This is a genomic window from Polynucleobacter sp. (assembly GCF_030693775.1).
Classification (GTDB): Bacteria; Pseudomonadota; Gammaproteobacteria; order Burkholderiales; family Burkholderiaceae; genus Polynucleobacter.
Window position 1 is genome coordinate 54,003 of the sequence record NZ_JAUXZY010000005.1, and the last position, 22,015, is coordinate 76,017.

The following is a 22,015-nucleotide window of genomic DNA, read 5'->3' on the forward strand; positions in this document are numbered from 1 at the left end:
CTACCATGCTGGCGCCATGCGAATGTCCGCAGGCAATTCGTTTGGCACGACGGGGAGCATATAGATGCGCGCAAATACCAATGCAGCATTGGCCGCTAAGTAGCCGCGCTTCACGTAAGAGAACAGACCACCCTGCACTTTGGCTGCTTCAACTTCATCGGAGATTTCCCGCAGGCGATTAAAGCCAGCCCACAAGCGATCGTCGTCTAAATTAATCGTAAATGGAAATACTTGCTTGGATATATCCGATGTGATCTGCAGCACTTTACGATCATAGTCGGCTACCGATACACCTAAGGCAGCGTGGAACTCTGGCCTCGAATGATCGCGAACATACATGGTGGCGTAGACCGCAATCAAGAAGAAGCGAATCCACAATTTATTACGGCCTTCAAGCAAATAAGGATTGGCGCGCATCATGAGGGCAAATGCTTCGCCATGGCGGAATTCATCATTGCACCACTTTTCAAACCACGTAAAGATCGGATGAAAGCGCAGCTCTGGGTGTTTTTCAATAATGCGGAAGATGGTGATGTAGCGAGCGTAGCCAATCTTCTCCGACAAGTAGGTTGCATAGAAAATAAATTTGGGCTTAAAGAAGGTGTACTTTTTCTCGCGCGCCAAGAACCCCAAATCGACGCCGATACCAAAGTCTTTTAGCCACTGATTAATAAAACCGGCATGGCGGCTTTCATCACGAGCCATATAAGAAAATAAATCTTTTAAATCGGGGTTCTTGATGCGCTTTTTGATTTCGGCATACAGCACGCAGCCAGAGAACTCGGAGGTAATGGAGCTAATGAGAAAATCCAGAAACTCTTGGTACAAGCCTTCTGGTAATTGCGAATAGTCTTTCACCATGTCATCTGGACGCTGAAAGTGCGTTTGATTAATGTCCTTATCAAACTCCTTCATCAAGCGATTCCACTCGGGACGCACCGACTCGATATCAAAGCTATCCATTTCTTTAAAGTCGGTGGTATAAAACCGCGGACTTAACATCGTGTTCTCTAAAGCACGATCGGTTGACTCACTAATCGTGTTGGCGTGCATGGTTGCGGTGGTCATACTTCTACCCTCTTTCCTAAATTCAGATTTATTGCGGTTGTATTATCTGCCTGCTGCTGCGCTGGCTTTTGCCTAGGGTACTTTTTGGCATGGGAAAAACGTGTTGTGGAGAAGCTCACTTCATAGAGCATAGTGAGCTCTAGGCGTGCCGTGCAATAGGTCCACAAACGACTGAGCAAACCCGCTCTCGAAATCGTAGCTTTACGGGTAAATTCCATTTGCTGACCGAATTCAATATGTGTGAGCGGATCATGAATCAAGACCTGATCGCCGGGACCAATCTCAATCCCTTTCAGTTCCGCATGGGCGTATAAAAATTCAGCGGTATTCGATAGCTTAATTTGGCAATCGACAATCTCTTTGTCCATTACTGCACCCCTTGTGGCTTAAGTAATACTGCAAACTCAATTACATTGTCTTTACCAAACGACTCTAAATCAATGCGATTGCCGATTGCAGGGTCTAGTAGCGTTAGCCGGCCATCGGCCCGCGCAATTAACTCAAATGGAATGGCTTGATTGACTTCTTTAATGCGCCGCTCGCGTGCCATGGCCCGCAAGATTCCCCGCACAAACCCAGCCTCTCCCTCAATGACTTTTACTACGCGGCCATCGGTTGCTGAAATTACCGCAATCGAGCCATCGCTACGATCTTCAAATCGCAATTGCTTCGTAATCACCGCCTGCGCATCGGTCTCGCGCGTTAACTTACCGGAGTCGACGAAATCGGCCACAAACAAAATCAAGGCTGCTAAACCACCCACTGCAATGAGTGCCAGCGATTTGGGGATGCGCATACCGCGATGGGAGGGCTGTGCTGTATTCATGCTGCTTTAATTTCTCCGTTTAGCCCCGAATGACTGCTTTGTACATCAGCATACACGGGGGCATCGGTCTTTGCTGCGCGCACAGTCTGCTCGGCTAAATCTACTTGATTGGCTTTAGCCCATGCATCGGATAACAAACTAGCAACCTTCTGGCTATCTGGGATGCAGCGCAACATGGGCTCAGGATTAGCCCAAGCGCCAGGCTTAGCATGTGGCCATAAGTGAAATACTGCAATCTTGTTATGTTCATCCAGCTTCAATGGAATATCGCCGACGCCATGCTGACCTACATTTAAACCCGCACTCTGAATTTTCTTCAAGGGCAAATTGAAGGTCATATTAAGCACAATGCCAATGCGCATCACAATGCGACGATCCGTCAGCGTATACAGGGTGGTTGAACAGATTAAATGGGCAAAATAAGCAAGCAACCCCAAACACGTTGCCGAAAGCAGCGTCATCCACAGCATCGACATTCCTAAGCTGGCAATGGCGTCGCCATCGTAGATACCGGAGAACAAGCGGTAGGCCAGCAAAATACCAAAGTAAATACACAGCGCCCGCATATGAAAAACCCGTAATGCAACTGCCTTAAAGTCAGGGGCGCCTTGCCAAAGGATCGATTCTCCCTGTGGCAATTTCTCGGGCAAACCCAGCTGAGCCTCAAACTCATGCTCCGGACTTGAATGCAGATTGGGGTTCATACGAGGGGCTCCTGACGCTCAGGTGTTGCGTATAAAGTGCCGCCGCCGTAATACGCCATAACCTTCTCTTCTTCGAGTAAGGTAATTTGCTCGGGGTGCTTGGTGGTTGGTACATGAGCAAACTGCGTCGATAGAATCGACTTCACAGCAATGTCATGCTTACCAATACGGCAGAAGTTGATTGGCAACAATACGGTATTGCCGCTGCCCAACCTCACTTCCAAGTAACGAATGGTCACTTCCATGTGATCGATCCAGGCATCCGCAACGACGCCAGCGACATTGCCATCCGCGCCAACCACTTCCATGCCAATCGGGTTGCGGTCTTTGGCTGATAAAGCAAAGGCAGGCAATAAACGCAGTGGACGAATGCGGGCATGGCCTTCTAAGTCATAGTCGACATGATCCGCGCGCTGTGCATACGATCCTGGCCCTACTCCCGCCAGCATAGGATTACCCGTTGGCTGCATGGGAGCCCCATTCCAGGGATGCGATGGTTCGGCGGCAATGCGCTCCACCTCAGGCGGTGTAGGCAAAGGGGCGGTGTATGTTTTGCCGAATTCCGTTTTATACGTCACTGGCCGCGGCATACCTAAGATGCCGTCTTCACGACGCACTTGACCAAAACGCTCAGTCTCCAGCGGAAAGCCTTCTCGCTTGCTTTCGAGGGTCAAGTAAATTACAAGGCCAATAAAAAAAAGCAAAAAGATATAAAAAGCGATTTGCGCTACATCGATGTACTGCGTTATTGCTCCGGTTCCCATTTTCTACTCCTTTACAAAATTAACTAGCCTGGAAAATCAGCTAAACCAAACTTTTTGATGCCTGAAACAGAGCGCTGATGGCGACTTGCCACCAAAGGCCCTAATGCCACTAATGTTGCAAACAACAAATAAATCTCAATGTGATACACCACGCTATAGCCAGTCCCCGCACCGTTCAGTACTGGCCCAATCGCACCGCTGGTCGCTAAGGTGGAAACGCCATCTCGAATCACGCCGCCAATCGACATGCCGATACCGGAGCAGGTGGCAGTCACCGCGCCCCAAGCCCCAATCACCATGCCGGTCATGTTTTCTTGTTCGATGCTCATGGCAATCGTGAGCGTACTGACTGCAAATAGTCCGCCACTAAATCCAATTAAAAAAGCGCCGACCCGAAATAAAGTAGCGGAGTTAAGGGGCTCAGAAAAAATCACCGATGTAAATGCAAGTAAACCGATCAATAAGCCAATCGATGCGATTCGGTACGCGTTGATGCCTTTGACTAGCCAGCGCGCTGACAAAACAAAGGCGAGTAGCGATCCACCTGAAATCAATGCCGTTAACAAACTGGTTGCCGACACGCTTAAGCCTAAAATCTCACCGCCATAAGGCTCTAAAATGACGTCTTGCATGCTAAATGCAATCGTCCCCAAACCCAACATGATGAGGAAGCGCTTGACCTGTGGCATCGCCATAAAGGTTTTCCACGACTCTGAAAATGCCGGCCGCTCAATGTTGGGGTGGGTTTTGTGAGGCTGGCGAACTTCCTGCTTCCACAAGGCAATTAAGTTCAGAAGTAGAGTGACTGAAGCTGCCCCTTGAATCACTTGCACTAATTGCACTTGCGTAAATGGCTTCAGCAGCAAACTAAATACGATGCCGCTTACCACCATACCGACCAGCAACATCACGTACATCATGGCCACAACGCGTGGACGATTTTTTGGCTCCGCCAAGTCGGTTGCCAAGGCTAATCCTGCAGTTTGGGTTGTCTGCATTCCAGCACCAACGAGCAGAAAGGCTACTGCGCTAGCGATGTAACTAAACCAAATTGGCCAGTGCGTATCACCCGACAACAAAATCAGGGCAAAGGGCATGATGGCCAAGCCACCAAATTGCAACCAAGTACCAATCCAAATATACGGTACGCGTTTCCAACCTAATATCGAGCGGTGAGTATCCGAGCGATAACCAATCAGCGCACGAAACGGGGCAAAGATTAAGGGCAAGGCGACCATCAAAGCCACCATCCAAGCGCTCATGCCCATTTCCACAATCATCACGCGATTGAGGGTACCAATCAGCAAGGTTGCTGCCATACCCACAGTGACTTGGAATAAGGACAAACGCAATAAACGGCTCAGCGGCAAGTCAGCCGTAGCGACGTCCGCAAAAGGCAAGAAGCGCGGATTAATCCGCGTCCATGCTTTAGCCGTTTTAAAAAATTGCATCATGAGAAACGACGCAGCTCCATGATTTGCGATTGGTAAAAGCCGCTCGATATACGCAAGGTAAAGCTCACGCGCCAGCTGTGAAGCAGTTTGGGCTGACCAACTAGATCCCGCAATTTTTGCTCGCTCACGGGCTCAATAAAGGGTGCACGATCTTTGCGGGGAAAAAGACGCCCTACTCGAATCATGATTTCTAGCAAAGCAGAGCTGGGGGCGAAGGTGAAGATAATCTTTTGATGAGTACGCTCCGCCAAACGCTCCAGCACATTGAGCATGTCTTCTGACTGGTAATGGATCATCGAATCCATACCCACGACATAGTCAAACTCGCCAAAGGTCTCATCGAGCATGTCCCCAGAGTGAAAAGCAATGTTCTGCCGCTCTTCTGCAGGAATACGCTCTTGCGCTAACTCGACTAACTTGGGTGATAAATCCACGGCAACTACGTTGGCACCGCGCTTAGCCATTTCTAAAGCCAAAGCACCAGTGCCGCAACCGGCATCCAGAATCCGCTTACCGGTTAAGTCTTCGGGCAGGCGGTTCAAAATGCGTTGACGGGTTTGGTCTCTACCTGCGCGGACCGTTGCCCGAATGCCACTCACGGGCGCATCGGAGGTGAGCTTGGCCCAGGCATCGACCGCAGTCCGGTCGAAGTAGTTCTTCAGCTTGCTTCGGCGATCTTGGTAGGACATTTCAGCCATAGTTAATCAAATCCCAATAAGTCAAAAATTTCACGGTCTTTTAATGATTCACTCAAAATCGGATCATCGTCTAGCAATAAGCTGGCAGCTAAGCGCAGATACTCTGCTTTGACTGCTTCAATCTCAGGAGTCGATTCCATTTCAAAAATAGTGCACTTCTTGAGGCGGCTACGACGAATGGCATCCAAGTCCGGAAAATGCGCCATGGTCTTAAGGCCAACCCGGTTATTGAACTTATCAATTTGATCGGTGTCTTTACTGCGGTTGGCAATCACGCCGCCCAAACGAACGTTGTAGTTTTTTGCTTTTGCGCTAATCGCCTGCACGATGCGATTCATCGCAAAAATCGAGTCAAAATCATTGGCAGCCACAATCAATGCGCGATCAGCATGTTGCAAGGGTGCAGCAAAGCCGCCGCAAACCACGTCACCCAAAACGTCAAAGATCACCACATCGGTATCTTCTAGAAGGTGGTGCTCTTTGAGTAACTTCACGGTCTGGCCAACCACATAACCGCCGCAACCCGTTCCAGCCGGAGGGCCGCCTGCTTCTACGCACATCACACCATTAAAGCCTTCGTACACAAAGTCTTCTACCCGCAACTCTTCCGAATGGAAATCCACGGTCTCCAAAATATCAATCACGGTTGGGACTAACTTACCCGTCAGCGTAAAGGTCGAGTCATGCTTGGGATCGCAGCCAATTTGAATGACTTTTTTACCCAGCATCGAGAACGCTGCCGATAGGTTTGATGAGGTTGTGCTTTTGCCAATACCGCCTTTGCCATAAATTGCAAAGACTTTGGCGTTGCCAATTTTCTCTGAGGGATCCAAATGGACCTGGACGCTACCCTCACCATCTGGTGGTTTGCGGGTTGTAATTTCTGAGATAGGTACGCTGACGGTATTCATTAAATTGCTACTCCTTCGTAAACACCTTCTAATCTATCTTCGAAATCTTGTGCAACACGGCGCAAGGTTTCTAGAACAGATGGTTCGGGTTTCCAATATTGCCTTTCAGAGGCTTCTAAAAGGCGGTTTGCTACTTTTACTGAGGCGGCTGGATTAAGACGCATAAGACGCTCGCGCATATCCGCATCCAAAATAAATGTTTGGGTAAGTTGCTGGTACACCCAAGGCTCGACTTGACCGGTGGTGGCTGACCAGCCGATGGTGTTCGTGAGGTGCGATTCAATCTGACGTACCCCTTCATAACCATGCTTAAGCATGCCCTCGTACCATTTTGGATTGAGCATGCGTGAACGCGTCTCTAATGCCACTTGTTCGTTTAGCGTACGGACGACGCTCTCACCCTTGGTTTGATCGCCAATGTAAACCGGTGGCGCTTCACCACCTTTGGCGCGCTTCACAGCGCGACTAATCCCGCCCAAGGTATCAAAGTAGGTATCAATGGTTGTCACGCCGAGCTCAATTGAATCCAAATTTTGGTAGGTCAACTCCACATCCGCCAAAATGCGCTGGAGCAATTCTTTTTGCGCCTGGGGGCGGCCATTGCGGCCGTAGGCAAAACTCTTGCGGCTGGTATAGGTCTCGGCTAACTCATCCTCATCCTGCCATAAGCCGTTATCCACCATCATGTTGACGTTGGCACCGTAAGCACTCTCTGCGTTGCCATACACACGCAAGGCGGCTGTTTCTAGATCACAGCCGGTTTTGGCTTGGTAGTCGAGTGCATGCTTACGCACAAAGTTCTCAGTAATGGGCTCATCTGCAGCAGCGGCAAGATAGGCTGCTTCGGCCAATACTTTGACTTGAAGCGGCATTAAGTCTCTGAAAATTCCGGAGATCGACACCATCACATCAATCCGGGGACGTCCCAGCTCTGCCAATGGAATTAGGCTTGCACCTGCGACGCGACCAAAGCTATCAAAGCGTGGCAAGGTTCCCATCAAGGCCAAAATTTGGGCAATCGGGCCACCTTCGGTTTTGAGGTTATCCGTACCCCAGAGTACTAAGGCAATCGATTCTGGTAGTGGATTGCCATCTGCCTGATAGCGCTCGAGTAATTTGTTAGCCTGCATTTGCCCATCGCGTACAGCAAATTTGCTGGGGATGCGGAAGGGATCAAAGCCATGAACATTGCGACCGGTTGGCAATACATCGGGATTGCGCAGCACATCACCGCCCGGTGCTGGCTTTATGTAACGGCCATCCAATGCACGGTAGATGCCTTGCAGCTCGCTGTCCTCTTGCATAAGCCGATCCATCTTCACAAGATCATCCAACTGCTCGCGCATGTCATCGGAGAGCGGTAAGTTGTTTTCGGTAATGGAGCGATCAACGGTGGTGCCATCTACCAATGCAGCAATAATGGCGCGATCGAGTGTCTTCGCTGGACCATCACCGGCCTGGGCCGAGCTCATGAGCATATCAATCCGCTCTTCTTTGCTGAGTGCATTGCCAAGCACATGAAGTCCATGCGGAATCAAAGCGTATTCCATTTCCAGGATTTGCTCGTTCAGCTTATTCAGACTGGCCATAACGATCTGGCGATCTATGGTTTTCCAGCTGGGCTCGAGTGGCACTAAATTGAGTTCAGCCGCTTGAACCTGAATCATCTCGATCAATTCCAGCTGCTCATTGCTATCCATTGCGACCGGCGCATCATCCGTTTGGGCTTCTGGCGCTAGAGTACGCCACCGATCGAGGGATGCTTTGAGGTCAACCAAGCCACGATACAAGCCAGCTTGCGCAACTGGAGGTGTGAGGTAGCTGACCAAAGTAGCGCCGGCACGGCGTTTTGCAATCGCACCCTCGGATGGATTATTCGAGGCATAGATGTAAATATTGGGCAAATCACTGATTAAGCGATCTGGCCAGCAAGCGCCGGACATGCCGGATTGCTTACCCGGCATAAATTCGAGTGCGCCATGGGTACCAAAATGCAATACCGCATTGGCATTAAAGTCTTCGCGAATGTAGCGATAGAAAGCGGAGAAGGCATGGGTTGGTGCAAAGCCTTTTTCATACAAAAGGCGCATGGGATCACCCTCGTAACCAAAGCCAGGCTGAATCGCCACCAGTACATTGCCAAATTGCTTACCCAATACAAATAAGGCACTGCCGTTTGTGAGCATGCGTCCTGGAGCTGGGCCCCACTGCGCCTCGATCTCTTTTAACCAAGGCTCGCGCTTAACGTAATCATCCAAACCAATTTGCGTATGCACATTGGCATCCATACTGAATTGCTGTGCATTGCCTGTGAGCATTTGCTCGCGCAAATCATCTACTGAAGCTGGGACATCGACGGTATATCCCTCATCGCGCAAGCCTTTAAGTGTGTTGAAGACGGATTCAAATACGCTTAAGTGCGCTGCTGTACCAATGCGACCGGCATTGGGTGGGAAGTTAAAAATAACCAAGGCTACTTTGCGATCGTGTTTCACGGTTTTACGCATCGCAATTAACTTGGTGACGCGCGCTGCCAGCATGGCGGTACGCTCAACGCAGGTAAACATGTCATGCGCGTTGGTATTGACTTCAAAGGTACAGGCTTTATGGCAACCGGTACAGGCAACACCAGCGGCGCCAGCACGTCCGCCAAAGATCATGGGATTGGTCGCGCCATCCAGCTCCGGAATGGCAACCATCAGGGTGTTCTCAACTGGCATTAAGCCCTGATCTGACTTACCCCAATCGCTCAGAGTTTGAAACTCCAGAGGGTGCGCCGCCAAATAAGGAACATCCATTTTTGATAAGACTTCTTCAGCGGCTTTGGCATCGTTGTAAGCCGGACCACCAACCAAGGAAAATCCCGTCAAGGAAACTACGGCATCGACTGCACAGTCCTCACCCTTCATTAAGAAGGCGTCAATCGCAGGCCTCGCATCAAGGCCCACCGCAAAAATAGGAACTACTTGTAAGCCTTGGGCTTCCATCGCCGCAATCACAGAATCGTAATGCAGGGTATTGCCAGCCAAGATGTAGGAACGCAGTAATAACAGCCCAACACGACCACGCGACTTTTGATCGGAGACTAATTTAGGTAAATCACGCAACTCTTCACTCATGCGGCCCTTCAGGCGCGGATGATAGATTCCGGTATCGGGGTAAATTAGTGGCTCAACGCTTTTCTCTTGACTGCGCAACACTGCCCGCTCGCCTTGGGCATAGCGGTTAATGAGGCTGCGCACCATGTGGTACATGTTTTCTTCGGAGCCGCCCAGCCAATACTGCAAGGTCAAGAAATAAGCGCGGACATCCTGAGCGCTACCAGGAATGAATTTCAGGATCTTGGGTAAACGGCGCAGCATGCGCATTTGGGCAGCGCCACCAGTTTGTGCTTTTTCTTTGTTGCCACGCAAACGCTTGAGTAAAGCCATTAAACCGGTAGCGGGCTTGCTCATGTTAAAGCTACCCATGTGGGTGAGCGTGACAATCTCCGCCGCCGACATTGCGCAGACCATGGCATCGCACTCCAGGCGACGTGCTTTCAAGGCATCAATCACCGGCAGAAAATGGTCTTCCATAAAGAGCATCATGGCCACCACAATGTCAGCCCGAGCAATGTCATCCACGCACGCTTTTAAAGCTTTTGCATCGACAGTCCAGCTCGATGCCGCATGAATGGTTAAAACCAAGCCAGGCATTTTCTTTTGCAAAGCAAAGCGAGCGCGCTCGGTTGCGCTGACCAAATGGGTATCCATGGTCACGATCACCACCCGAATTGGTGTGTGATTAGCGGCCATAGTGTGCCTTTGCATCGTATAAGGTCTCAATCGTGATCATCGACAGCCCCTGCTCTATAGCAAAACGCTCTGTATTACGACGGGCCTTTCCACGCACAAAGAAAGGAATTTTTCCAAGCTCTTTCATGGCGTCGGGCGCCCATGTTGCTTCACCTACAACGGCATCAATTACTGCACTGGCGGTAACGCTGATTTGTTCTGCAGGTGTTTCTATTTTGGCCTGAGATGCTGGAGCATGATTGACAGCACGGTGGCCTAAATGTGATCCTGCGGCACTGGCATCAAACTCAAAATCTTCACGGAACATCATGATGAGGTGCTCTTCTAAGCCCATCATCAAGGGATGAATCCAGGTATCAAACAACACGTTTGCGCCTTCAAAACCCATTTGCGGGGAGTAACGCGCTGGAAAATCTTGAACGTGTATTGGAGCCGAAATCACTGCGCACGGAACACCGAGGCGCTTAGCGATGTGGCGCTCCATTTGCGTACCGAGCATTAAATCCGGAGCAAGTTCACTGGCCTTTTGCTCTACTTCCAAATAATCATCGGTAATTAAGGCCTCTACGCCGTAAAGCGCTGCCGCTTCACGTACGTCACGAGCAAACTCACGGCTATAGGTACCAAGTCCAACCACCTCAAAGCCAATTTCTTGACTGGCAACGCGGGCAGCGGCAATCACGTGAGTGGCATCACCAAAAATGAAAACCCGCTTACCAGTTAGGTAGGTCGAGTCAACTGATTTGGAATACCACTGTGCGCGACTATTCTGGTAGCGATCCACAATACTGGCATCAAGCCCTGCAAGGGCTACGACTTCAGCAATAAATTCGGTAGTAGCATTGACGCCAATTGGAATCACTTTGGTTGCGGGCTGACCAAACGTCCGCGTGAGCCAGGATGCGGCTACGCCGGCGATCTCAGGATACAGGACCACGTTAAAGTCAGCTTCACCCAAACGCTGGAGGTCTGCAACACTCGCATTCAGCGGCGCTGTGACATTGACTTCAATGCCCAGCTCGCCCAATAGTTTCTGAATTTCATGCACGTCATCGCGATGCCGAAATCCGAGTGCGGTAGCGCCCAAAATATTGCAGCTCGGCGCCTTACCGGCAGCGCGTGCAGCAGCTCGCTCGGCTACTAAAGTGGCAGCAGGTGTTTTCACTGCAGGTGCCGCTAAAGTGCGTACCATCTGATAAAAGGTTTCGGCGGCGCCCCAATTCTCTTTTTTCTGATACGACGGTAACTCCAGTGGAATGACCGGAATAGGTAGATTAAGCGCCTTTGCTAAGCCGGCAGGATCATCCTGAATGAGTTCTGCTGTACAGGATGCACCCACCATCATCGCATTTGGCTGAAAGCGTGCGTAAGCCTCACGGGTTGCATTTTTAAAGAGCTCTGCGGTATCGCCGCCCAAGTCACGCGCCTGAAATGTCGTATAGGTTACGGGTGGGCGTTTTTTTGAACGCTCAATCATTGTGAAGAGCAGGTCAGCGTAGGTATCGCCTTGGGGTGCATGCAACACGTAATGCACATCTTTTAATGCAGTAGCAATACGCATAGCGCCGACGTGTGGCGGCCCTTCGTAGGTCCAGAGTGTCAGTTGCATATTAGGCCGCCAGCTTCATGCGACGTTGCAATGGACGGGCAAACAATTCAGCTAAGTCAGCTGCTTGCTCGTAACCGTGGACCGGACTAAATACCAACTCAATCGACCACTTGGTGGTGATTCCCTCAGCCTCTAATGGATTGGCTAAACCCAAACCACAGACCACAATATCCGGATTATCTATTCGGCAACGATCGAGCTGCTTTTCTACATCTTGCCCCTCAACCAGGCGAACATCGCTTGGTAAGAGCGCGAGTTCTTGGGCTAAATGCTGGCGATGCAAGTATGGTGTGCCGACCTCCAGCAAGGTCATGCCCATCTCGTTGTGCAAGAAACGGGCCAAGGGAATTTCCAACTGCGAATCTGGAAAGAAGGAAATAGTTTTTTGATTCAGAATCGCTTTGTAACGCTCTAATGCCGACATTGCACGGGCTTTTCTGGGCGCAGTTACACGCTCAAAGTCAGCATCGGCGATGCCCCATTCTTTAGCAGCAGCGGCCAACCAATGGCTTGTTCCTTCAACCCCAAAGGGGAATGGCGCATCCAGGCGCTGGGCCCCCCGCTCATCGAATAAGCGCCCCGTCTCAGCAAGGAAAGGCTGGGCTAATAAATAGCGTGTATCGGCATTGACTGTGACAGCATCACTGCTTCGGCGTGGCGGGAAAAACGATACCGCATCGATGCCAAGCTCATTAAAGACCCGCCGAAATTGATCTTCTACAACGTCTGGCAAACAGCCCACAATCACGAGATTCTTCGCATTGGAATCTACTGAACTAGCCTTACTCTCGCTGGACTTAGGCAACTCCTTCACTAAGGCGGCTAAACAGGCATCTTCCCCCTGCGTAAAGGTGGTTTCGATGCCGCTACCGGAGTAGCTTAAGATCCGGCATTGCTGAATAAACTGTTTACCCAGGCGCTCTGATGCACGGGATAAGTCCAACTTAATTACTTCAGATGGGCATGATCCAACTAGAAAAAGCAGTTTGATGTCGGGCCTACGGCTTAATAATTTAGTTACCACCTTATCCAACTCGTCGTTGGCATCGGCAATTCCGGCTAAATCACGGTCATCAATAATGGCAGTAGCAAAACGGGGCTCTGCAAAAATCATGACGCCCGCAGCCGACTGAATTAAATGTGCACAGGTGCGTGAGCCCACCACCAAGAAAAACGCATCTTGAATTTTGCGATGCAGCCAGATAATGCCCGTAAGCCCACAAAAAACCTCTCGCTGGCCCTTTTCTTTCATGATGGGAATGTCGCGGCTTGCGTCACGCGCCGAGTTTAGATTTGGCGTAGTAATGGCGTTCATGTTGCCATACCCCCGTGGATATTGGGCTTATCGGATTTAAGGGACTCTTCCTCGACGCCTTCATATCGAGCCACCCTTAGCTTCCACAAAAACTGCGCCGCATTGATTAAGTAAGCAACGTATGCGGCCAATGCCAAATAAATTAACTCGTTGGCGCTTAGTGCGCCGTTCCATAAGAAATAGAGGTACGCAGTATGGAGCGCTAGAACCAGCATACTAAAAACATCTTCCCAGAAAAAACCGTCAGCAAAGAGGTACTTACCAAACACGACTTTTTCCCAAATCGATCCAGTAATCATGATCAAATACAAGGCGATTGTTTTGACGACAATCGATATCGTTGCTATTTCATAGCCATCGCCAGTAAACAGGTAGCGAATGACTAAACAAAAACTGGCAATGAAAATAAGAAATTGAACTGGAGCCAAAATGCCCTGAACCAAGGTCCACACCGATTCATTGCGCCGTTTGCGCTGATCTGCGGTGTAGAGGGGTTTAGTCAAATTACTCACGTTTTTGCTTTGCCAATTCCTTTGAATGTGTAAACAAAACTTTACGACTAATTTAATTTACAAAATACCGTATTTACCCTTAGTTAATTAGGGTTTACCCTTAAATATCATCTTTATTTACAGCTTATTCTATCAAAAGTGTAATATTTGTTTTACATTGTAAACAAGTTTATTTTTTTACCTATCGCAAACGAATCCCTTATGTTGGCAAAAAAAGAGAACCAGCAAGCATCCACTGAAGCACCCGCCTTAGATACCGGCAAGGTTCTGGCCATGGTGAAGGGAATTGGGCGCGTGAATCAAACGGGCAACCGGGATTGGATTGAAGATCGCCTACTCAATACCATTTTGGAAACGGGTGCGCTTGAATTAAAACCACATTCGTCAGCACACCTCACCTGGCAAATCATTGAAGATCATGCGGATGGTTTTGTTGCGCTCATTACGCGCGATGGCCCACAAAAAACCGAGCAATACATTGCTGAGTTATTAAATCTTGGAATGGGCATTGATCTAATAGTGCTAGAACTAATACCACGCATAGCACGCAAGCTGGGCGATCAGTGGATTAGCGATAGCCTTAGCTTTACCGAGGTCACGATTGCAACTGGTCGTTTGCAGAAATTAATCTACAGCTTAGATCATCTTTATCAGGAAACCCGAACAAGCTCTTCTACTGCGCATAGTATTTTAGTTACTGCATCACCAGGCTCTCACCATACATTAGGGCCGCTGATTTTATCGAATTACTTTACCTGGGCCGGATGGAATGTGCTGAGCGAAAGTACGCCGACTCAGCAGTACATTGAGAAGACCGTTGCCAATAAATCTCTGACCGCGGTTGCAATTAGTATTGCCGATTACGATCAACTCGATCAGCTGCCCGCGCTCATTCAGTCGATCCGCAATAAGTCGCTAAACCCAGCAATCATCGTACTGACAGGGGGATCGCTTTATAATGCCGATGCGATGTCATTTGGGCATATTAAGGCCGATATAAAATCCAATACGCCCGAAGAAGCATTGCATCAACTCAACCGAATTTTAAATATTACAACCGAAGTCAGCAGCTCAGTTTCAGCCCTTAATAATTAAAATAAAAGTAAATGGCGCTCACCGCACAACCCCATGACAGTCTCGATACAGTCGATATCAAGACCGCTGTCTCGTTAGTTGCATATTCTGCCGATGTTGTTTTTGTTCTTGACACCGATGGCACTATTCGCGATGTCGTGAATGCAGACAAAATTGGCATTGAAGACACTAGTAGTCTGATGAATAAAAAATGGATGGATACGATAGCAATCGATAGCCATCCAAAAGTGCATGCGCTGATGGACACCAATACCAGCGAGGGTGCACAGAAATGGCGGCAAATTAATCAACTGCTGCCCGATGGAAAATCATTACCCATTTTATTTAGCACCGTTCATCTACCCAAGCAAAAAACGGTACTGGCGATTGGTCGCGACCTACGCAATATCTCTGCCTTACAACAACGCTTAGTAGAGGCGCAGCAAGAAATTGAGCGTGACTATACCCGCTTGCATGCGATTGAAAATCGCTACTCGCAGTTATTTAACATTACCGATCAAGCATATTTGCTCATCGACAGCCAAACGCTGCGCATTATTGAGGCCAATAAAGCATCGGGTACTTTGCTCGGCGACTCCAAAAAATTGGTTGGAAAAGCGATTGGTGACTTGTTTTCGAAGGCCGATCAAGAGGTCATCCAGGACTATTTTGCTGATTTTAAGATTGGTAATTTGCAACAAAACCGGGTGGTACACCTGCTGAATTCAGCAGATGAGGTTGAGATTTCCAGTGCATTGCTTCGCGAAGGTCGGCAAAGTGTTTATCTCGTTAGCCTCAATCCCCTTTCGGTCAATGCGGCCACCATTAATTATGGCGAGCAAAGCGCCCTCGTATTAAAAGCCATTGAAGAGTCAAGCGATGCATTTGTGGTGACGAACTTGCAAGGCCTCATTCTGTCCTCTAATAAAGCATTTACCCAAATGACCCATTCTGCGCAGGCAGAATATGTGATTGGTAAATCATTAGAACAGTGGCTTGGACGCTCAACTATTGATTTGCGCATCATCTTGAATACCTTACGTGAGCATGGCGTCATTAAGAACTACGCCACCACCATTACCAGCGACGATGGTAGCTCGCCATTAGAGGCGGAGATTTCAGGGGTGGATGTACGCTCTCACAATCCCCCTGCGTTTGCCTTTAGCATCCGCAGCATTTCCAAGCGGGTCGCACAGGCCGGTCCTACACCCAGCAATATTGAGAAAAATGCACGGCACCTGACAGAACTGGTTGGTAAAGTTCCCCTCAAGGAAATTGTGACCGAAACCACCGACATCATTGAAAAGCTCTGCATTATTTCGGCTTTAGAACTCACCATGTCGAATCGTGCTTCTGCTGCAGAATTGTTGGGTCTATCGCGTCAAGGCCTCTATATTAAGATGCGTCGCTTTGGCATTATTGAGAACAGCGCCTCCGAAGACAACGACTCCTAGATTACGTCACCATGCGCAATCAAACCGCAGTATTAGTGTTAGTCGATATTGCGCCCGATTCATTCCTCTGGGGCCTCTCCCGCTATGTAATTGGTCGTTTTTCTCTGCGCAATATTCCTGGGCTGCAATTTTTTAAAGTATTGGGTTCTGGATTTGAAGGTGGCTTTAGTACCAAACCCAGTTTCCACAAACAAGGTTTGTTTTGCGTATTCGATAGCGAACAGCATGCTAAGCAATTTCGAGCGCACTCAACCCTCGTGCAGTCATATCTGAAGCACTCACGCGAATTCTTCGCAGTAACCCTCAATGCATTCAGCACACGGGGCTCTTGGGCCAATACCCAATTGGACGTAACAGCCCATGCCCCAGTATCCGGACCGATTGCTTCATTAACACGCGCATCCATCAAACCCCTTAAAGCAAATGCGTTTTGGAAAAATGCGCAGCCTGCCGAAGTCTCGATTAATCAGTCCGAAGGGGTGATTTTGAGCGCCGGCCTTGGTGAGGCGCCTTACCTACGGCAAGCTACTTTTACGATTTGGGAAGATGAGACTGCCCTCAATGCTTATGCGCAGCAAGGCGCGCACCTAGCGGCGATCAAAGCTGCTTATGGCCAGCAGTACTTTTCAGAATCGATGTTTACACGCTTCACGCCATCTGAAATGGAAGGCACATGGCGGGGCAAACACTATGGCTAGGACATGAGTAGCGAACGCGTCGTGGTCATTGGAGGCGGCATTGGCGGTTTGTGCGCCTGTCTTGAACTTGCCCACCTCGGCTTTGACGTTACTCTGCTTGAAAAAGAGCAGGCTGTTGGTGGAAAGATTCGCCAAGTACCAGTCGGAGCTAATGATGCTATCGGATTGGTAGATTCGGGGCCTACAGTGTTTACGATGCGCTGGGTATTCGAGCAACTCTTTGATGCCTGCGGCGAATCATTCTCCTCACATGTCCAAACTGATCCATTGACGATCTTAGCAAGGCATACCTGGGGTGAACAGTATCTCGATTTATATGCTGATCGCCAGCAAAGTGCAGATGCCATTGCCGCATTTTCTAGCCCAGCTGAAGCAAAAGCATTCTTAGAGTTCTGCGCAATGGCCAAGAAGGTATATGAGGTTCTCGAGAGGCCCTTCATTCAATCTGCCAGACCATCGATGGCCGGCATGATGGGCTCACTCGGCATCACGAAATCCATGCCACTAATGGCAATTGGACCCTTTAGTGATCTTTGGTCCTCGCTCGGAAAATACTTTAAGGACCCACGCCTGCACCAACTCTTTGGTCGCTACGCCACCTATTGCGGTTCCTCGCCTTTTCTAGCTCCAGCAACTTTAATGCTGATCGCCCAAGTTGAAATGGATGGCGTTTGGTCCGTGCGTGGCGGTATGGCTGAAATCCCGAAAGCCATTGCCCGCCTGGCAGAAAGCAAGGGGGCTCGGATTCGTACCAATACTTCGGTGCAGGCAATTCATCAGCAGCACAACCGCGTTGAATCGATTGAACTCTCCGACGGAGAGCGCATACCGGTAGACTATGTTGTCTTTAATGGTGATATCAATGTCCTGCGACAAGGATTAATGGGCGCATCCATGCGGTCGGCTGTTTCCAATTCAATCCCAACTAGCAGATCACTCTCGGCGATAACCTGGTCGATGAATGTTAAAACCAGCGGCTTCCCACTAGTTCGCCATAACGTCTTTTTCAATCGCCACTACTCCCGTGAATTCAGTGATATTTTCCAGCACAAGAGTTACCCCAATGAGCCCACCGTCTATGTCTGCGCTCAAGATAGAAACGATAGCGGCGCTGCCCTAGAGCAGGAGGAGCGACTACTGTGCCTTGTCAATGCACCAGCCATTGGCGATCATGAAGTTAACCAGAAGGAAATTGACCGATGCGAGCAAACCGCATTTACCCTACTCAAGCAATGTGGTCTGGAGCTACAGGAGTCCAGCCATTCAACCATCCGAACATCGCCCACGGAATTCAATCGATTGTTTCCGGGTCGTGGGGGAGCGCTATATGGTCAAGCAACCCATGGATGGATGAGCTCATTCCAGCGCTCCAATGCGCTGACGCAAATCGAGAATCTCTTTCTGGCGGGCGGCAGCGTCCATCCGGGTCCGGGGGTGCCGATGGCCGCTTTGTCCGGTCGACAGGCGGTCGCAGCGCTGATGGCACGCCGCAATTCAACCAAGCGGTAGATCCCGGCAATTACCTCTGGTGGTATGTTGATGCGCTGAGCAACGATGGTCAGCATGGGATCAGCATCATTGCCTTTGTTGGTAGCGTGTTCTCACCCTACTATGCGTGGGCCAATCGTTCTCAACCAGCCGATGCCAATGACTACTGCGCACTCAACGTGGCAATCTATAGCCCCGGTAATAAGCGCTGGACCATGACCGAGCGTGGTGGTAAATGGATTCACCGCGATCAACATACCTTCCAGATTGGGCCCAGCGCACTGCATTGGGATGACAACTGCCTCACGATTAATATTGCCGAGCGCGCCATTCCATTTGGCCAAAAAGTCACCGGCACAATCAAAGTCTATCCAGAGCAGCTCTTTCAGTTCACTACGCCCTTGGATGATGCAGAAAAACACCGCTGGGGCCCGATTGCGCCATCTGCACGCGTCGAGGTCAGCATGCAACACCCCGCATTGCGTTGGCAAGGCCACGCCTACTTTGATTCAAACGAAGGAGATGAGGCAATCAGTGTGCCGTTTACGGAATGGGATTGGTCGCGCGCTGCTATGAAAGACGGTAGCACTGCCGTGATTTACGATGTCCGCCAAAAATCAGGGGTTGAGCGACTCATTGCCATGCGCTTTAAGCCCGATGGCAGCGTGGAGCCATTTGAGGCTCCAGCACGCCAAGCCCTCAAGAAAACCGGCTGGCGGATTCAGCGCCACATGCGCACGGATGCCAATACCCGAGCCACCACTAGCCAACTCCTCGAAGATACGCCCTTTTATGCGCGTTCCATTTTGCAGTCGACCTTGCTCGGAGAAAAGGTGACGTCGATGCATGAAACGCTAAATGTACCGCGCCTTGTTGCCACGAGTACCCAGTTGATGTTGCCATGGCGCATGCCACGCGTACCTAAGATGTTTTCCTAAAACGCGCTGCTGAGGTTTTCTAGCCGATTTAAGCGGCAGCCTTTTCTGGCTGCATAAAGGCATCGTAGTTTTGAATGCGGCGGCGCTCGACGCGCTCCATTAAGTTAATCACCCAAATCATGCGATCCTCAATTGAGCCTTCGTAATGGGCATGCGGATCATTGGGTAAAACGGCTTCTACCAAAAACTGCAGTTCTGCAATGGGCTCGTGTATTGCGTTTAATTTAGGGCTGTAAATACCAGCCATCAGGGCCTGACCCATTAATAGCAATTTTTTGGAGAATGGCACCACCGCACGGTGGTTAATGGAATTCATGCCCCGGCGCTCGACTTCGCGACCGATTTCGCAATAAATCAAACGCGCCGCTGAAATCGCCGCACGGCAATTGCGGGGCAACCCAGCAACTCCAGCAATTGAGCGCTGATACATGGCATCCGCAGTCTTTAATAAACGCGATACAACGGTACCAAGTGCCTCACTAAATACCGGATCCTGCAGCCAAGCATCAGGGTCAATTCCAGCCTCACGCATCCAGCTTCGGGGCAAATACAGGCGGCCATTGCGGGCATCCTCGCCCACATCGCGTGCAATATTAGTCAACTGCATGGCCAAACCCAGCTCACAAGCACGCTGCAGTACCACTGGATCGCGCACGCCCATGATGAGGGTCATCATGACCCCAACCGTAGAAGCAACGCGAGCGCCATAGGCCTGTAAATCATTAATAGTTTCATAACGACGGCCATCCCGATCCCACTCGAACCCCTCAATGAGGGCCTCCAGCAAAATCTTCGGGATACCAAATCGCTCTACTACCAATGCGAGGGCACGATCTGCAGGTACATCAATCGGATCTTGCTTGTAAATTCGAGCGAGCCGCTCTTGGATTTGGGGAATTACATCAGCGCTTGCATTCTGATCGTCTACCAAGTCATCCAATAGACGGCAGAAGGCATACAAAGCGGTTGCCGAACTCCGAATATTGCTGGGCAAAATTTTGGAGGCGGCAAAAAAGGATTTAGACCCATCTTTCATGAGCTCCGTGCAGGTACGCAAATCTAACTGAAAGCCAAATTCAGCGGTAATGGCACGGACGGTATTAAGTTGCTGCATGTCTGGCCTGATTTAGGTAGGTATTCACTACGGGCTCTATGACCGAATCCAATGCCTTAGCCGATGACAAAACACCTGGAATGCCAGCGCCCGGATGGGTACTAGCGCCAACCATGTAAAGGCCAGGAATGTCTTCGCTGCGGTTGTGTGGCCTAAACCAAGCACTTTGCGTGAGCAATGGCTCAAGGCCAAATGCAGCTCCTTTGTGAGAGAGCAAACGATCTTTAAAGTCTTGCGGCGTCATCATGAATGACTCGGTGATATTGGCTTGCAAATCTGGCATTACTGTACTTTCCAGCATGTTGGCGATGGCCTTGCGGTAGGACTCTGCTACCGTTTGCCAATCCGTTCCACTATCCAAATGGGGTACTGGAGAGAGAACATAAAACGTATCACAGCCCTCGGGTGCCATGGATGGATCGGTTGCTGTTGGCCGATGCAAATACAAACTAAAGTCTTTTGCTAGATGATGCTTTTTGAAAATATCATCCAGCAGCGTTTTATAGCGTTCGCCCAGCAGCATCATGTGATGGGGTATTTCAGGGTATTTCTTCTTGGTTCCGAAGTACCAAACAAACAAGCTCATGGAGTACTTACCGTTATCGACCTTCTTATCCGTCCATACTTTGCGGTATTTGGCGTCGATTAAATTTTTATAGGTCCAAGCGGTATCGGCATTGGACACGACTAAATCGGAGTAGAGTACCTGGCCATTTTCTAAGGTAACGCCGGTGACGTGATTGTTTTCAATGTTTATTTTACGAACAGTCGAGTTATAGCGAACTTCAACGCCCTGCTCGTTCAGTAACTTCACAAGTCCCTGTATTAACTTACCCGTACCGCCCATGACTGAATGCACGCCCCATTTACGCTCTAGTGCATTAATGAGGGAATAGACTGCCGTTACCGAGAAGGGATTACCGCCAATCAACAGTGGGTGAAAACTCATTACCTCGCGCAGCTGTGGATTTTTAATGTGCTTGGCAACTAAGGAATATAAATTATTCCAAGCGCGCATCTTAACCAGACTCGGAAAGGCCTTCGCCAGATCCCCCAAGCTCTGAAAGCAGAAATCACCCAACTCCTCAAAACCCAATTTGTAGCATTTTTCCGCCTCTTCCAAAAAACGCTCATATCCGGGCAAATCGGATGGCTCAAATTTGGCTACCTCGGCTCGCATTTTTTCTGGGTCGCCGGTGTAATGGAAAATCCGCCCATCGGCAAAGCGAACTTGATAAAACGGATCCATTAAACGCAGATCGATGTCGTCCTTCATGTTGCGACCACATAGGGCCCACAACTCTTCTAGCAGGAATGGAGCGGTGATAATCGTAGGGCCCGCATCAAAGGTATAGCCATTACGGCGATGCACATAGGCACGGCCTCCGGGCGAATCAAGGCGCTCGAGGACCGTTACCTCATATCCTTTGACTGCGAGACGTATAGCGGCAGCCAAGCCGCCAAAGCCACTACCAATCACGATGGCCCGAGCCCCTGTTTTTTTGGCACCGCCTAAAACAGCCAGCTCGGGTATCTTAAAACGATCGACCTTTTGGTCCATCCCTACTCCTTCATGATTGGCAGGACTTGA

Annotated in this window: 19 protein-coding genes; 5 read left to right on the forward strand and 14 right to left on the reverse strand. The window is 49.7% G+C overall.

Annotated features, from left to right (window positions below; all coding sequences use genetic code 11):
• Genes acsF through bchF form a run of 12 tightly spaced genes read right to left on the reverse strand, consistent with a single transcriptional unit; the run spans position 1 to position 13,658 of the window.
• On the reverse strand, positions 1 to 1,068 hold the full coding sequence (gene acsF / locus Q8M75_RS08205) for a magnesium-protoporphyrin IX monomethyl ester (oxidative) cyclase (RefSeq protein ID WP_305488375.1): 1,068 nt from the start codon (positions 1,066 to 1,068) through the stop codon (positions 1 to 3).
• Entirely contained in the window at positions 1,065 to 1,436 is a 372-nt protein-coding gene (locus tag Q8M75_RS08210) for a hypothetical protein (RefSeq protein WP_305488377.1), read from the reverse strand. The genes acsF and Q8M75_RS08210 overlap by 4 nt, the downstream gene beginning before the upstream one ends.
• On the reverse strand, positions 1,436 to 1,894 hold the full coding sequence (puhC, locus tag Q8M75_RS08215; protein WP_305488379.1) for a photosynthetic complex assembly protein PuhC: 459 nt from the start codon (positions 1,892 to 1,894) through the stop codon (positions 1,436 to 1,438). The genes Q8M75_RS08210 and puhC overlap by 1 nt, the downstream gene beginning before the upstream one ends.
• On the reverse strand, positions 1,891 to 2,598 hold the full coding sequence (gene puhB, locus Q8M75_RS08220) for a photosynthetic complex putative assembly protein PuhB (RefSeq protein ID WP_305488381.1): 708 nt from the start codon (positions 2,596 to 2,598) through the stop codon (positions 1,891 to 1,893). The genes puhC and puhB overlap by 4 nt, the downstream gene beginning before the upstream one ends.
• On the reverse strand, positions 2,595 to 3,362 hold the full coding sequence (gene puhA / locus Q8M75_RS08225; RefSeq protein ID WP_305488383.1) for a photosynthetic reaction center subunit H: 768 nt from the start codon (positions 3,360 to 3,362) through the stop codon (positions 2,595 to 2,597). The genes puhB and puhA overlap by 4 nt, the downstream gene beginning before the upstream one ends.
• 23 nt (positions 3,363 to 3,385) lie before the next feature.
• Positions 3,386 to 4,816, reverse strand: a complete 1,431-nt coding sequence (locus tag Q8M75_RS08230) for a BCD family MFS transporter (RefSeq protein WP_305488384.1) — start codon at positions 4,814 to 4,816, stop codon at positions 3,386 to 3,388.
• Positions 4,813 to 5,514: a magnesium protoporphyrin IX methyltransferase gene (gene bchM / locus Q8M75_RS08235; RefSeq protein WP_305488386.1), complete on the reverse strand. Its 702-nt coding sequence runs from the start codon at positions 5,512 to 5,514 to the stop codon at positions 4,813 to 4,815. The genes Q8M75_RS08230 and bchM overlap by 4 nt, the downstream gene beginning before the upstream one ends.
• A gap of 2 nt (positions 5,515 to 5,516) precedes the next feature.
• A complete protein-coding gene (bchL, locus tag Q8M75_RS08240) occupies positions 5,517 to 6,425 on the reverse strand; it encodes a ferredoxin:protochlorophyllide reductase (ATP-dependent) iron-sulfur ATP-binding protein (RefSeq protein ID WP_108468544.1) in 909 nt (302 codons plus the stop codon).
• Entirely contained in the window at positions 6,425 to 10,222 is a 3,798-nt protein-coding gene (locus Q8M75_RS08245) for a magnesium chelatase subunit H (RefSeq protein WP_305488388.1), read from the reverse strand. The genes bchL and Q8M75_RS08245 overlap by 1 nt, the downstream gene beginning before the upstream one ends.
• Entirely contained in the window at positions 10,212 to 11,831 is a 1,620-nt protein-coding gene (bchB, locus tag Q8M75_RS08250) for a ferredoxin:protochlorophyllide reductase (ATP-dependent) subunit B (RefSeq protein ID WP_305488391.1), read from the reverse strand. The genes Q8M75_RS08245 and bchB overlap by 11 nt, the downstream gene beginning before the upstream one ends.
• Before the next feature lies 1 nt (position 11,832).
• Positions 11,833 to 13,146 carry a ferredoxin:protochlorophyllide reductase (ATP-dependent) subunit N gene (locus tag Q8M75_RS08255; RefSeq protein ID WP_305488393.1) on the reverse strand — a complete coding sequence of 438 codons (1,314 nt, stop codon included), beginning with the start codon at positions 13,144 to 13,146 and terminating at the stop codon, positions 11,833 to 11,835.
• Positions 13,143 to 13,658, reverse strand: a complete 516-nt coding sequence (gene bchF / locus Q8M75_RS08260) for a 2-vinyl bacteriochlorophyllide hydratase (RefSeq protein WP_305488394.1) — start codon at positions 13,656 to 13,658, stop codon at positions 13,143 to 13,145. The genes Q8M75_RS08255 and bchF overlap by 4 nt, the downstream gene beginning before the upstream one ends.
• Positions 13,659 to 13,859: 201 nt before the next feature.
• On the opposite strand from bchF, the gene Q8M75_RS08265 reads away from it, so the two are divergent.
• From Q8M75_RS08265 to Q8M75_RS08285, 5 genes are all read left to right on the forward strand, one after another.
• Complete coding sequence (locus Q8M75_RS08265) at positions 13,860 to 14,753, forward strand: B12-binding domain-containing protein (RefSeq protein ID WP_305488396.1); 894 nt, start codon at positions 13,860 to 13,862, stop codon at positions 14,751 to 14,753.
• Positions 14,754 to 14,764: 11 nt separating this feature from the next.
• Positions 14,765 to 16,186 carry a transcriptional regulator PpsR gene (gene ppsR / locus Q8M75_RS08270; RefSeq protein ID WP_305488398.1) on the forward strand — a complete coding sequence of 474 codons (1,422 nt, stop codon included), beginning with the start codon at positions 14,765 to 14,767 and terminating at the stop codon, positions 16,184 to 16,186.
• An 11-nt stretch (positions 16,187 to 16,197) separates the two neighbouring features.
• Positions 16,198 to 16,884 (forward strand): spheroidene monooxygenase, encoded by a 687-nt coding sequence (locus Q8M75_RS08275; RefSeq protein WP_305488401.1) that lies wholly within the window; start codon positions 16,198 to 16,200, stop codon positions 16,882 to 16,884.
• A 3-nt stretch (positions 16,885 to 16,887) separates the two neighbouring features.
• Positions 16,888 to 18,393 carry a 1-hydroxycarotenoid 3,4-desaturase CrtD gene (gene crtD, locus Q8M75_RS08280; RefSeq protein ID WP_305488403.1) on the forward strand — a complete coding sequence of 502 codons (1,506 nt, stop codon included), beginning with the start codon at positions 16,888 to 16,890 and terminating at the stop codon, positions 18,391 to 18,393.
• 86 nt (positions 18,394 to 18,479) lie between these two features.
• Positions 18,480 to 19,310: a carotenoid 1,2-hydratase gene (locus tag Q8M75_RS08285; RefSeq protein ID WP_305489088.1), complete on the forward strand. Its 831-nt coding sequence runs from the start codon at positions 18,480 to 18,482 to the stop codon at positions 19,308 to 19,310.
• 28 nt (positions 19,311 to 19,338) lie between these two features.
• Here Q8M75_RS08285 and Q8M75_RS08290 read toward each other — a convergent pair whose 3' ends face one another.
• Together Q8M75_RS08290 and Q8M75_RS08295 are read right to left on the reverse strand one after the other, a co-directional pair.
• Positions 19,339 to 20,424 (reverse strand): phytoene/squalene synthase family protein, encoded by a 1,086-nt coding sequence (locus Q8M75_RS08290; RefSeq protein WP_305488404.1) that lies wholly within the window; start codon positions 20,422 to 20,424, stop codon positions 19,339 to 19,341.
• Positions 20,411 to 21,985 carry a phytoene desaturase gene (locus tag Q8M75_RS08295; RefSeq protein WP_305488407.1) on the reverse strand — a complete coding sequence of 525 codons (1,575 nt, stop codon included), beginning with the start codon at positions 21,983 to 21,985 and terminating at the stop codon, positions 20,411 to 20,413. The genes Q8M75_RS08290 and Q8M75_RS08295 overlap by 14 nt, the downstream gene beginning before the upstream one ends.
• Positions 21,986 to 22,015: the final 30 nt, after the last annotated feature.

What these genes read in the sequence shown, in the direction of transcription:
- Q8M75_RS08275 (WP_305488401.1), top strand. Translation starts at nt 16,198, where the DNA reads ATGCGCAATCAAACCGCAGTATTAGTGTTAGTCGATATTGCGCCCGAT.
- puhA (WP_305488383.1), bottom strand. Translation starts at nt 3,362, where the DNA reads ATGGGAACCGGAGCAATAACGCAGTACATCGATGTAGCGCAAATCGCT.
- puhB (WP_305488381.1), bottom strand. Translation starts at nt 2,598, where the DNA reads ATGAACCCCAATCTGCATTCAAGTCCGGAGCATGAGTTTGAGGCTCAG.
- Q8M75_RS08265 (WP_305488396.1), top strand. Translation starts at nt 13,860, where the DNA reads ATGTTGGCAAAAAAAGAGAACCAGCAAGCATCCACTGAAGCACCCGCC.
- bchL (WP_108468544.1), bottom strand. Translation starts at nt 6,425, where the DNA reads ATGAATACCGTCAGCGTACCTATCTCAGAAATTACAACCCGCAAACCA.
- crtD (WP_305488403.1), top strand. Translation starts at nt 16,888, where the DNA reads ATGAGTAGCGAACGCGTCGTGGTCATTGGAGGCGGCATTGGCGGTTTG.
- Q8M75_RS08255 (WP_305488393.1), bottom strand. Translation starts at nt 13,146, where the DNA reads ATGAACGCCATTACTACGCCAAATCTAAACTCGGCGCGTGACGCAAGC.
- bchM (WP_305488386.1), bottom strand. Translation starts at nt 5,514, where the DNA reads ATGGCTGAAATGTCCTACCAAGATCGCCGAAGCAAGCTGAAGAACTAC.
- acsF (WP_305488375.1), bottom strand. Translation starts at nt 1,068, where the DNA reads ATGACCACCGCAACCATGCACGCCAACACGATTAGTGAGTCAACCGAT.
- Q8M75_RS08295 (WP_305488407.1), bottom strand. Translation starts at nt 21,985, where the DNA reads ATGGACCAAAAGGTCGATCGTTTTAAGATACCCGAGCTGGCTGTTTTA.
- Q8M75_RS08210 (WP_305488377.1), bottom strand. Translation starts at nt 1,436, where the DNA reads ATGGACAAAGAGATTGTCGATTGCCAAATTAAGCTATCGAATACCGCT.
- bchB (WP_305488391.1), bottom strand. Translation starts at nt 11,831, where the DNA reads ATGCAACTGACACTCTGGACCTACGAAGGGCCGCCACACGTCGGCGCT.
- puhC (WP_305488379.1), bottom strand. Translation starts at nt 1,894, where the DNA reads ATGAATACAGCACAGCCCTCCCATCGCGGTATGCGCATCCCCAAATCG.
- Q8M75_RS08290 (WP_305488404.1), bottom strand. Translation starts at nt 20,424, where the DNA reads ATGCAGCAACTTAATACCGTCCGTGCCATTACCGCTGAATTTGGCTTT.
- ppsR (WP_305488398.1), top strand. Translation starts at nt 14,765, where the DNA reads ATGGCGCTCACCGCACAACCCCATGACAGTCTCGATACAGTCGATATC.
- Q8M75_RS08245 (WP_305488388.1), bottom strand. Translation starts at nt 10,222, where the DNA reads ATGGCCGCTAATCACACACCAATTCGGGTGGTGATCGTGACCATGGAT.
- Q8M75_RS08230 (WP_305488384.1), bottom strand. Translation starts at nt 4,816, where the DNA reads ATGATGCAATTTTTTAAAACGGCTAAAGCATGGACGCGGATTAATCCG.